We start from the raw sequence: 13229 nt of genomic DNA on the forward strand, positions 1-13229 counted from the left end.
TTTACTCTATTATATATTTTACCAAAATGAGCCTTCCGCCCAAACTATTTCCTACAAATATTTGGGCGGAAAGGTTCACTTCATGAAGTTTATTCGTCCTTTAACCCTTTCCCCATACCTTTTAAGAAATGAAGCCCAAACCCGATAGCACGGTTAATATCTGGGTCTTTCAATACTTTCATAAGATCGAATACCCCTACTTTTTTACTACTTTCTAGATGTTCATTACCTTCTTCTAGCCCGACTAATAAACTACCTATAAGCTTTTTCGTAAGTTCTGGGTCAAGTTCAGTTAACGCACCTGCAGCGCCCATCATATTATTAATTAAATTTGTAACAGGCTCACGAGTTACTTGACCTAGAACAATTTTCGCAATTGGTTCTTTCGCTTTTAGCATTGAATTTGCAGCTTCTAGCATTCCAATGTCATTTAATTCCCCTACTATATTAAACACCTGATTTAGAGCTTCTTCATTATTAGTTAGAAGCTCTTTTAAATCATCTAACTTTTGCTGTTTTATTTCTTCCTCAGTTAATTCTTGTTTTTGAATCATTTTTATAGGTGCAGCCATAGTTTTCTCCTCCTACTTATCCGTTAAATGCACATACCCTGGACGTGCCCACTTACGATGTACCTCAATTCCAGCTTGAGGGTGACGTTTTTTATTGCGTGGGTTCGCTTTTGGCATCGGATTTTCGCCATCAACTTCTAATACTTCCATACGTACTTTTGTTTGTTTATACGCAGGTGTATTCGTACGTACATCCACAGCAGGACCTGTTAAGAAATTAATTGCCGTTTCGTTATCTGTAGAGTTCATCGGTAAATATAACTCATTCGCTTTTACACGATCTGTAACGAGTGCACGTAATTTTAATGCTCCAAAAGGAGAGACAAGACGAACTAACGAACCTGTTTTTACGCCACGTTCTTTTGCAAGGTCTGGAGAGATTTCAACGAAAACACCAGGTACTTTCGTTTGAATACCTGTTGATTTATTTGTCATATTCCCTTCATGGAAATGCTCAAGCATACGACCGTTGTTAATGTGAAGGTCAAACTCAGCTGGAAATTCAGCTGGACGTACCCAGTCAGCAATCGCAAAACGAGCTTTTTTATCTGGGAAGTTAAATCCGTCTTGGAACAGAAGTGGTGTATTCGTTCCATCAAAACTTCCCCAATGGAAACTGTTCCATCCTTCAAGCACTTCATAGTTCGCTTGCGAGAACAATGGTGATAAACTTGCCATCTCAGCAAAGATTTCACTTGGGTGGCTATAATTCCAGTTTGCACCTAGTTTATTCGCAACTTCCTGGACGATCCACCAGTCTGGTTTCGCATCTCCTAGCGTAGGAAGAACTTGATATAATCTTTGGACACGGCGCTCTGTATTTGTGAAAGTACCTTCTTTCTCAAGAGATGGCGCTGCTGGTAATACAACATCTGCATATTGAGCAGTTTTAGAAAGGAAAACATCTTGCACAACGAAGAAATCAAGGCTCGATAACACTTCATGTACATGATTTGCATTAGAATCTACAAGAGCCATATCTTCTCCTACAAGATACATTGCTTTCATTTTTCCTTCGTCAATTGCGTGAAGCATTTCGATATTATTAAGACCTGGTTCACTATCAATTTTCACTCCGTAAGCAGTTTCAAATTTCGCACGTTCCATTTCGTTAGTAACGTGCTGATATCCTGGAAGCCATCCTGGTAAAGTCCCCATATCACAAGCACCTTGTACGTTATTGTGGCCTCGAAGTGGGTATGCACCTGCTCCTGGACGACGATAGTTCCCTGTTGCAAGAAGTAAGTTTGAAATTGCAGCGGAAGTATCAGAACCACCTGTATTTTGCGTTACCCCCATACCCCAAAGGATACATGTACCATCTGCATCACGAATCATTTCAGCCATTTGAATAAGTGTTTCTTTTGAAATGCCTGTTACTTCTTCTGCATATTCAAGTGTATATTCCTCTAGGCTTTCTTTGAAATCTTCAAAGAAGTTTACATTCTCATTAATGAATTCCTGATCATGCCAACCTTGATCGATCATATATTTCGTAACAGCCATTAACCAAACTTGATCTGTTCCTTGTTTTGGACTAATAAAGACATCTGATCGCTCTGCCATTTCGGTTTTACGAAGATCAGCTACAATTAACTTTTGTCCGTGTAATTTATGTGCACGTTTAATACGTGTAGCTAGAACAGGATGACCTTCTGTCGGATTACATCCTACAATAATAACAAGACCAGATTGCGCAATATCTTTAATCGTTCCGGCATCACCGCCCATACCAATTGTACGGAACAAACCATCCGTTGCTGGTGATTGGCAATAACGTGAGCAGTTATCAATATTATTCGTTCCAAATACTTGTCGAGCTAATTTTTGAATTACATAATTGTCTTCATTTGTAATTTTAGAGGAAGAAATGAATCCGATAGAACCTTTACCGTACTCTTCTTTAATAGCGCCTAATTTATTTGCAACTACATTCAGTGCTTCTTCCCATGTAGATTCAACAAACGTTCCATTTTTACGAATTAAAGGTTTTGTTATTCGTTCTTTAGAATTTACGAAATCCCAACCAAATTTCCCTTTTACACAAGTGGAAATTGCGTTAACTGGTGCATCTGAAGATGGCTGTACTTTAAGAATTTTACGCCCCTTCGTCCACACTTCAAACGAACAACCTACACCACAAAATGTACATACTGTTTTCGTTTTCTTCGTACGAGTATCACGCATGGCCGCTTCCACTTCTGATACCGCAAAAATACCGCTATATCCAGGCTCAACTTCTTTAATTAAATCTACCATCGGTTCAAGAATATCTGGTTTTAATCCCGTCATAAATCCAGCTTCACCGAGCATCGTTTTCTCCATTAAAGCGTTACAAGGACAAATCGTTACACATTGACCACAGCTAACGCATGAAGAATCATTAATATTTACTCCTTCATCCCAAATAACTCGTGGGCGTTCCGCTTCCCAGTCTATCGATAACGTTTCATTTACTTGTAAGTTTTGACACACCTCAACGCATTGACCGCATGCAATACATTGATTAGGATCATAGCGATAAAACGGATGCGTCATATCAACTTCACTTACATCTACTTTCGGTTCATACGGATATTTTTGATGTTCAATTTCCATTAATTCTGCTGTATTATGCAGTTTACAGTTCCCATTGTTGTTGTCACATACTGTACAGTATAATAAATGATTTTCTAGTAACCGATCCATCGCCTCTGTTTGTGCTTCTTTTGCGCGAACAGAAGCACGTTCAATGTTCATACCTTCCATCACTACTGTCGAACAAGATCGCATTAACTTTCCGTCAACTTCTACAATACAAGTGTCACATGTTTGAATAGGATCTACTTCTGGCACGTAACAAATTTGCGGATGTTCAATCCCGTTCTCATTAATAACACCCAATATCGTTGAACCGGGCTCCGCTGTATACTTTTTTCCGTCAATTGTAATATGAACCATGTTGTTATTCATGGTCTTTCCCCCTTTTTGAGAATAAAAAAACTCCACCACGAAAATATACGCACCGCATTTCGGCACGTTATTATCATGGTGGAGTAGTTTATTAGCACATCTTGCTAAAATACCAATCCATTTATTCATAAATAAAACGATAGAGTCATAACAGGTCATATCACGATTCCATCTTTAACACTATAATTATAGCGTTAAAGTTAAAAATATACAATATAAAATTTAAACTACGCATATATCAGCTTGTAACTATCCATAATAACCCATATAAAGTGAAACTTTAATCAGTGGGGGGTTTTCTTCATCCCCCACTGATCATCAGCCCTCACCAATCGAGATAAAACATAACAAGGAGTAAGCGAACAAATGGGGTCTTTTAATAAATGGATTCGTGGTGAAAAATCTTTTTCTACCCAAGAGCAAGCTGATTACGCATTAAATAAATCTATCTCTTCTTCCCTTTCCCTTAATTTAAAGCACTTGTCCAAAATGTTTAGCGGTATTCCAGAATTAATAACACGCACTTTTCCATTAAAAAACGGACAGGAAGCTGCACTTATATATATGGAAGGACTTGTAGACAAAACTGTTATTAACGTAAACATTCTTCGTCCTCTCTTATTTAAAGAGTGGAATGAAGACGATTTTTGGGAAGCATCTGTTTCTATCGGAAATATTAAAAAAGTTCAACAGTGGACAGACATTGAACAATCTCTTTTACACGGCAAAAGTATTTTATTTATAAACGGACAACTATCCACTTTAGAGCTTGATACGCAAGCGGCACCAAAAAGGAGCATTGAAGAACCTACAACAGAGAGCTCCATAAAAAGCTCACACGAAGGATTTAATGAAGTAGCGAGCGACAGCCTTGCACTTATTCGTCGATATATTCCAAATCGCGAATTAAAAGTGAAGGAATTCACTGTTGGTGAACGAGCTACTTCAAAGGTTTTTTTGCTTTATCTAGCAGATGTTGCGAACGAAAATGTCGTAAAAGAAATGGCATCTCGTATCGAGTCAGTAAAAGTTGATGCGATTCTTACTACTGGTGAATTAGAGGGGTTTGTTGAAGATAATTCCTTTACTCTCTTTCCGCAATTATCAATAACTGAACGCCCTGACACAACAGCACATCATATTCTAGATGGGCGAATTGCCGTTGTTGTAGATCGCTCACCAGGCGTATTAATAGGACCTATGACCTTTTCATCCTTTTTTCAGACGATAGATGATTACAGCTTCAGACCCATGATTCCATCTTTTATACGACTTCTTCGTTTCACTGGGCTATTTATTGCAATATTTGCTCCTGCTCTTTATATTGCTATGATTTCCTTCCATTATGAAGTGATTCCGCTCAAATTGTTGTTAACAATTGGAGAATCTCGAGCCAAAATTCCTTTTCCCCCCATATTAGAAGCTTTATTAATGGAATTAGTTCTCGAAATGCTCCGAGAAGCAGCGATTCGGCTTCCTGGGCCTGTTGGACAAACAATCGGCGTCGTAGGAGGAATTGTAATTGGACAAGCTGCCGTTCAAGCTGGGATTGTTAGTAACGTTATGGTTATCGTCGTATCAATTACTGCGGTTGCCTCCTTCATTATTCCTAACTTAGAAATGTCAGCAGGAATTCGACTTCTTCGATTCCCAATGATGATAGCCGCCTCTTTATTTGGCGTCATTGGAATTATGGTTGGGATGGCAATCATTATTATTCATATACTTTCTATGGAATCTCTCGGTGTTCCTTATGGTAGTCCTTTTTCTCCGTTATTTGCTTCGGATTTAAAAGATACCCTTGTACGTTTCCCATGGAAAATTATGAAGAAACGACCACTATCTCTACAATTAAAACAAGATAACCGGCAAAGAGATGTTGAGGAAAAGGAGGATAATAAGTGACAAAACGTGCAAAGAGGGAGATTAGTTTATTTCAATACATTTTAACGATTAGTGGTGTTCAAGTAGGATTCGGTGTCCTTACACTTCCGCGTGAAGTTGCACAAGGGGCAAATACAGATGGCTGGATGTCTATTATTATTGGATGTGCTCTCACTACTTTAGTCAGTTTATGTATTGTGAAAATTATGGAAAATCATCCTGGATATACTTTACTCGATGTGCTGACTCGTTATCTTGGGGAGTGGCTAGGAAGAGTAGGAATGATTTTTTGGATTTTATATGCTGTCCTTGCAGCTATTTCCTTAATTTTTTCCCTCTTATACGTTATTCACATTTGGATTTTACCTAGAACTCCAATGTTTTTAATTATGATTTTACTATCTATTCCAATGTTAATGCTAGCATGTAAAGGCGTTCTTATTATAAGTCGCTATGCTGTTTTCACTGTATTTTTCACACTATGGATGCCTTTTCTATTGTTTATTCCGCTTAAAGATGGGCATTGGATTTATCTTCTTCCTCTTCTTAAAGAAGGCTGGATACCAGTTTTAAACACAGTAAAATCAACTATCATTGCGTTTCTCGGATTTGAGTTTGCATTTGTCCTTTATCCTTATCTCAGTAATAAATCATCTGCAAAAAAAGGAATTGTTCTTGCAAATTTGATTACGCTATTTATTTATCTTCAAGTCACGTTTGTCTCTTTTGTTTATTTTAGTCCAGATGGTATAACAAAGTTTTTATGGCCGACTCTTTCTCTTGTTACACCATTTCACTTCTCATTTCTTGAGCGATTTGAAATTATCTTTTTGTCATTTTATCTCTTTATTATTTTTGATTCCTGTATTCCTTATATTTTCACTGCTTCAGATGGAATTAATCAATTACTTAACAAAAAAAGCAGTTCATTACCTATTTATGTTTTATTATTCGGGTGTATTTTCATCTTATTCTTTTATATCCCTTCCTCTTACCAAATAAGTTCGTTGCGAGAATTTTGGGGAACTGCAAGTTATTTTATCGTTTTTCTATTCCCAGTCGTATTTCTCTTATACATGACACTTTATCAGCATTGGAAAAGGAGAAGAGTTTAAATGAGGCGCTTTATTCATTTCACTATACTTTACTTTCTCATAACCTTTTTAACAGGCTGTGGAGATCGACTCGACTTAGAAAAACAATCGATTTCATTAATTTACGGCTTTGACGCAAAAGCAAAAGGAAAATTAATTGTGTACCACGTAAATCCTATTTTTAATGAAGACGTAGAAAAAAAGTACGAAACACATGAAGCGAAAGTACGTACACCTCGAGAAGCAAAAGCAACGTTTAATAGTTCAAGTGGCGGTTTAGTATCTACAGAAAAGTTACAGCTCATTTTATTTAGCACAATTTTTTTAAAACAAGAAGGGGCTATGCCTTACCTTGATGTTTGGTATCGTGATCCTAAAAACACTGGAAACATGCGCATGGTTGCAGTAGACGGTCCAATTTCTTCAGTTATATATAATAACTTTAAAGATAAGCCTGCCCTTCCCGAGTATTTAACAGATTTAATTAACACGAACAAACTGTACAATCGGACCGTTTTTACGACATTCCATGAATTTCACAGGCAAACGTTTAATAAAGGTATAACACCTGCTATTTCAGAAATAAAAAAAGGTAAAAAGGATGTTATCGTTACTGGTTCCGCGCTATTAACTTCTCGCGGAATTTATAAAATGTCATTAAATCGTTATGAAAGCGCCCTTCTTCTTTTGTTACAAAAGAAAGCGAATACACCGGTTTCGCTTACATTGAAAATCCCTTCTACTTCAGTTGAAAGTAATAGTGATTTAAAAGATACCGATGGCGGCGATTTCGTAACAATAAATGTTCTTAGCATGAATCGTGATATCCATACAGACTATAGCGATAACCACTTCAAATTTCATGTTAAAATGGATTTAAAAATTGCTGTCTCTGAACTTACATTCAATATGGATATAGACAAAGATAGAAAGAAATTAACTTCTCTTATTACAAAACAACTAAACAAAGATTTGAACGATTTAATCCACAACATTCAAAAACAGCAACTTGATCCATTCGGATTTGGTGATTATGCGAGAGCGTTTCAATATAAAGAATGGAAACAAGTCGAAGATGATTGGCCGAGTGCCTTTTCAAAAGCTAATGTGAAAGTGGCACCAACTATTAAAATTTTAGAAAATGGGATTATTAAATAGAAAAAACACGCTACTTGTTCTTATATGAATAAGTAGCGTGTTTTCATTTCCATTACAAGTATTATTTCAATGGACTATACTTTATTTCTATTTCTAACATTACTATGTTTTTTAGCATATACAAAATATATGAAAACCCCTACTATAATCCATGCCACAAAACTAATTAAAGTAAGCTTAGAAAGGTTCAAAGCTAAATATATACAACTTACTATCGAAACGATAGGTAAAAAAGGTACTAGAGGAGCACGGAATGGCCTCTTCATATTAGGATGTGTCTTTCTTAATACAATGACAGCTATAGATACAAACACAAATGCTGTTATCGTTCCCATATTCACTAAATTAGCTAATAAATTCAAATCCACTAATCCCGCTAATAAAGCTGCTAGTATACCTGTAACCCATGTATTAAAAAATGGAGTTTGTAAACGTTTATGGACACTTGAAAGTCTTTTTGGTAACAATCCATCTCGACTCATCGAATAAGATACACGAACAAATGCAAACATAGCTACTAACAGAACTGTTGTTAGCCCTGCTATCGCTCCCACCGATAACAACCCAGCAATTCTATCTTCTCCTACAATGCGCAACGCATATGCAACCGGATCAGCAACATTTAATTCCGTAAACGGAACCATTCCAGTTAACACGAATGAAACACCTACATATAGAACCGTACAAATGAACAAGGAAACAAGTAGCCCAATTGGCACGTTACGTTGTGGACGCTTCACTTCTTCTGCGGCTGTTGCAACTGCATCAAATCCTAAAAAAGCAAAAAATACAGTAGCAGCGCCTCCTACCACACCGTGAAAACCAAACGGTAGAAATGGTTGCCAATTCTCTGGTCTTACATATTGTGTCCCTACAACAATAAATCCTACAATAACAGCCAGTTTAATAATAACCATTATATTATTTATTCGTGCACTTTCTTTTGCACCACGGCTTAATAAAAATGTAACAACTAAAATAATAAGAATTGCTGGTAAATCAATGATTCCACCCTTCCCCATTCCTGGTGCCGAAGCAAAAACCGTAGGAATGTGAATATTAAAACCTAGTAGCAATGACTGAAAATATGCTGACCAGCCTGCTGCAACCGCAGAAGTCGCTAATAAATACTCCAGCATAACACACCAGCCAACTATAAATGCAAAAATCTCACCTAGTGTCATATATGTATATGAATATACACTTCCCGAAACTGGAACTGTAGATGCAAATTCAGCATAACAGAAAGCTACACATGCACATATAATTGCCGCTAATACAAAAGATAATACAATCGCCGGACCAGCATGTTTCGCTGCTACAATACCAGTTAATACGAAAATACCTGTACCAATAATTGCTCCAATACCTAAAAGAGTTAAATCAATCGCTCCTAAAGTTTGATTCAATACTTTTTTCTTTTCTTCATCCATTGCTTTCTTTATGAAAAGACTCATTCTTTGAAACCTCTTTTTCAAGTTTATCTCTTACTTGTTACATTCTTTATTACTGTTCTATTTTAAAAATAAAAATATACATAGTTCACTTCCCTTATAGACTTAGTAACCCACCTCAAAAAAACAGAAAAATCAATTCCCTTATAGCATATTGAATTTTCAAAATATTAATGGTACAAAAAAACCATTAAGAATGCTGATTGAATTTATCATACAATTAATTATATTGTCAATAATAAATCAATCAAAAATAATCGGTTGATTATGTATCAAATGTTATTTTTATACATAATTATTTTCTCAAAAACATTGTTGTTTTCCACCTTAATATTCATACACATTTTATTACATTGATTTTCATACAATTTTCATTGCATACAATGCAATGAAAATCATAATAACCTCAAATGAGTTATTATTTAAAAATAATAACTCATTTGAGGTTATTTTACCATTTTAATACTAACAAAAAAGTGCAGATTTTCATCTGCACTTTTTTTATTCTTCCGCTTCAGCTTCTGCACTACTATTTTCAAGATGCTCCTTCTGAGCTTCCTCTTGCAGCTCCGCTGAAATCATCCCATAATAAAGTTCCGGATATAACCCAAATATTTGATATACACTTCCTAAAAACGGCATCAGAATCCCTCTTTTCTAAAGTTGTATTGCCACTTTTAAGGATTCCCTTTTCATTCATTATACATTCGTTTTTGACGTTTCTTCTTCATCTTGAACACCTAATAAATTTTGCCATTTTTTATACGGAGCGCTATTTGGATCTACATATCCTTTTGCATGCGAGCGATCCCACAATTGTTTAATAAACATTTCTTTCTCTTTCTTTGCCACCATATCGGCACCTGTACCGTAATAGTTCTGGAAATACAACTCGATTTCATCAAGGAATAGTCTTAATAATTCATCTGATGTTTCTTCTAACGTCGGATCATACTTCGCTTCACGGTCATACATTAAAATCATATCTAAAAGATTGTGGACATGTTCTTTTCTAAGCCATCTTACATCTTGGGCTCCTAATACGAACGGATGTGTATATAAATGTCCACCTTGTATCATCGCCTTTTCTTGCTCTTCTTCAAATCGTGACAAGATGTTTTCATAAATAAACGGATTATGAAGCAACGCTCTGTGTAATTTATAACTTTCGCTTGAAATATTTTTCCCCATCGACTGAATTAAAAAGCTACGTCCTACACCGTTATATTGATACACAAACTGTCCATCAACAGCAACTAAACTAATCCAGCGATACATATATGCGTATAGTAATGCACGATTACATTTATCATAATCTAATTTTGTTTGAGTCGCGTTTAAATCTGGCATAAAGGCTGGTAAATGCCAATACTTATCTAAATGCGGCGTTAAACTAGATTTTTTACTATTTAATTTGTTTACACGGCGATAATACGATTGGAAATAGTCACCTTTATCATTCATAAATCCATTTGAAATATGTCCTGATGATAATTTAGGAAAGTCTTGCAGCGATAAGCCGTAATGCGCTCGATAACAGATCACTTCAAATGGCGAAAAGGCTTCATGTACTGTATCTTTTTCTTTAAACATTTCTTGAATTAATTCCTCTTGCAACTCTTTCTTTAAAGAAGGATGTATACCCCAATATTGTAATTCCCTATGATGAGCAACTTTCGGAACGAATGGACTCGCTAAATGGAACAGGTCTTCAATTTTTTCACGAACGTATTCATCGCGATCACGTTTCTTATAATCTGCTTCTTTTCGCAACGCTTCAATAATATTCAGTTCTAATTTATCACGATAGCGTACTTGCAGTTCGTCATAACAATAGCTCAGTATATGTTCTCGGTAGAAATCCTCTACCTTTTTCGACTGAATCTCTTCTGTTTTCGCATCACGACAGTATTCCCCGTACAAACTCATATAAATTTCCGCTGATATATCTTTCGGTAGTACACCTAAATTTAAATGTTGCTGCATATCTTGCCATATCTTTTCTTGCAGCTGTTCCTCAGCTAATACATATACATTCGTCGGGTTTGTTTTCCCTTCAAATTCCTTACTGCGCTTTTGGATTTCAAACAGTAAATTTTCACGTGTTTCATGTAAATTATCAAAAAATCTTTCCCAATATTGAATCATTTTATTAACTGCTTGATATAGCGATTGATATACAAGTTCTAATAGCATTTCTTTTCGATATTCATTTAATTTGTGTACATATTGCGTTACGATGTCTTCAAATTCTCTTTTGAATAAACGTTGCTGATTATTAATCATTTTTCCGAACCAGCCTTGTTGTTGAGCAATTTCTACTCGGCGTACAGCCGTTACCGTTCCATCAATATTACCCACATTAAATTTTTTATCGTAATTTTGAATTACATTACGCTTTTGTTCATTATTTTCATGTAGTCGATTCATTTTTTCTACTAACTGCTTTCGAATTTCATATAACATAAAACGTGCTGCTACTGGGTGAACGGGATCTGTTTTCTTTAAAAACCATGTATTTAATTGATAGGACTGCCCTTCAGAGCCACTTGGTGAAAAGCGGTCTGATTCAATCATGTCATATAAAAGTGTCGTTACATGTTCATGTACCCGGCTCGGAATCGCATACGCATATAAACGAACCGCATGATCCACTCTTGCCACTTCACCCTTCATTTGTTCCATCATTTTCAATTTCGTAGCTGAAATTTTACACTCATGTTGCAGACGATTTAATTCCTCATCTTTTTGCACCGTTCGTTGTACATAACTTTCTACAGCTTCTAAAAAAAGTTTTGATTTCGCAACTCCGAGCTTACCACCCTCTGCTCCTTCACGTGTTTCATTGTACATTTGTCTATAGAAAATATGAGCTTGCTCTGGACGGGTAGCAAGATGCTCCAAGTCCTCTAAATAACTTTTACCTCTCTCCGGCTTTTCACGTTGCATCCCACGTTTTACATCTTGATCGTATCTTTGCTTCTTCTCTTGAAACAGTTGATCTAAATGAAGCCACGATTCATCTAAACCTTGCACAGCCCATTTTAAAGCACAATATTTTAACACATGTTCATATGGATAAATGAGTTTTGCCGTTCCTGCCCCGCAATATCGTCCTTTTCCGCTTGATTCTGCTAATTGCTGAATTTGATTGTCTTCCTGTGCAAAATGACTTGTGGACATCGGGCTAAATAACTGTAAATAAATTGTATTTGCCATCTGTTCCATATAGTCTGATAAATTGTGTAAATGGTGTCCATGTAGGTTTTCGTAATCGTATAAGAAACAATAATTGTACGGTAAATGATGTTGTTTAATTGTATGATTCGTTCTTCCGTCTTCATCTACTTGATCAGGGCGATACTCTAATTCAATTGTTACACCGCCGCGTTTTGATAATTCTCCAGTAGACCCGAGCGTAATAGCATGTAATTCTTTTAACGATGCATAGCCATTTGCTTGCACCGTTTCAAATTCTTTCGCGCTAACCGTTCTCGTCTTTACTAAAACATCCGGCATTAAAAACGCACCGCGTATTAAAATGTTATGATGCTGCAATTTCTTCCGAAGCATTTCACGTAAATATAAAGCAATTTGCAGAAACATCCCTGAACCTGTTCCGCCTGCTAGTGATGTTACTATAATGACACGCACACCATATTCCGTTTGATCACTTGTAACCGGAAAAATCTTCTCGATTTCTTGCCAAAAAGACGTCAATTTATCTTCTTTCATCGCAGCACGTAACGCTAAACGTGAAATGACGCGTAACTGTCCTGCTCCTTCTGTTAATGGTTTATCAAGTATAGTCGGATCCATCGGAAACCACTCTGGGATCGTTGGATCTCCCGCAATATACTCCCTAGGCGTTTTACTAGAACTTGTTTGTGTCTTAAACTTTCGAATATGATCGAATTTACTTAATGTATTCACATCTGTATCAAATACGTGCATTGCTACCTTTTTCCGGCGCTCTTCAGGCAGTTTTTCATATATTTGATGCGTCACAGTACTACCGATTCCACCTAAACCAATTAATATTGTTGGAACTTGTAATGTCATGTGAACCACCTTCCTATTCTTGCTTGTTTGAAAAAAGGGAAAGAGGATCAATA

General features: G+C 36.3%; 8 protein-coding genes. 3 read left to right on the forward strand and 5 right to left on the reverse strand.

Translation table 11 applies throughout. From position 1 onward, the window contains the following. Positions 1-89 precede the first annotated feature (89 nt). Complete coding sequence (locus GBN91_RS12960) at positions 90-572, reverse strand: helical membrane plugin domain-containing protein (protein ID WP_088361769.1); 483 nt, start codon at positions 570-572, stop codon at positions 90-92. A 12-nt stretch (positions 573-584) separates the two neighbouring features. Then, the gene (gene fdhF / locus GBN91_RS12965) at positions 585-3524 is read right to left on the reverse strand and encodes a formate dehydrogenase subunit alpha (protein WP_001063653.1); all 2940 of its coding nucleotides are present in this window, start codon (positions 3522-3524) and stop codon (positions 585-587) included. Between the two features lie 366 nt (positions 3525-3890). On the opposite strand from fdhF, the gene GBN91_RS12970 reads away from it, so the two are divergent. From GBN91_RS12970 to gerSC, 3 genes are read left to right on the forward strand one after another with little or no spacing between them, the layout of a single operon-like run. After that, the gene (locus GBN91_RS12970; protein ID WP_000534516.1) at positions 3891-5429 is read left to right on the forward strand and encodes a spore germination protein; all 1539 of its coding nucleotides are present in this window, start codon (positions 3891-3893) and stop codon (positions 5427-5429) included. Further along, the gene (locus GBN91_RS12975) at positions 5426-6523 is read left to right on the forward strand and encodes an endospore germination permease (RefSeq protein ID WP_000166518.1); all 1098 of its coding nucleotides are present in this window, start codon (positions 5426-5428) and stop codon (positions 6521-6523) included. The genes GBN91_RS12970 and GBN91_RS12975 overlap by 4 nt, the downstream gene beginning before the upstream one ends. Then, positions 6524-7660: a spore germination protein GerSC gene (gene gerSC / locus GBN91_RS12980; protein WP_006928459.1), complete on the forward strand. Its 1137-nt coding sequence runs from the start codon at positions 6524-6526 to the stop codon at positions 7658-7660. A gap of 74 nt (positions 7661-7734) precedes the next feature. Here gerSC and GBN91_RS12985 read toward each other — a convergent pair whose 3' ends face one another. From GBN91_RS12985 to GBN91_RS12995, 3 genes are all read right to left on the reverse strand, one after another. Continuing rightward, on the reverse strand, positions 7735-9117 hold the full coding sequence (locus GBN91_RS12985) for an APC family permease (protein WP_152121593.1): 1383 nt from the start codon (positions 9115-9117) through the stop codon (positions 7735-7737). A 498-nt stretch (positions 9118-9615) separates the two neighbouring features. Beyond that, positions 9616-9756: a hypothetical protein gene (locus tag GBN91_RS12990; protein WP_001116192.1), complete on the reverse strand. Its 141-nt coding sequence runs from the start codon at positions 9754-9756 to the stop codon at positions 9616-9618. 57 nt (positions 9757-9813) lie between these two features. Further along, positions 9814-13176, reverse strand: a complete 3363-nt coding sequence (locus tag GBN91_RS12995; protein WP_000175124.1) for a tubulin-like doman-containing protein — start codon at positions 13174-13176, stop codon at positions 9814-9816. Positions 13177-13229 lie beyond the last annotated feature (53 nt).

It is taken from the genome of Bacillus sp. B1-WWTP-T-0.5-Post-4, assembly GCF_009183795.1.
GTDB classification, from domain to species: Bacteria; Bacillota; Bacilli; order Bacillales; family Bacillaceae_G; genus Bacillus_A; species Bacillus_A cereus.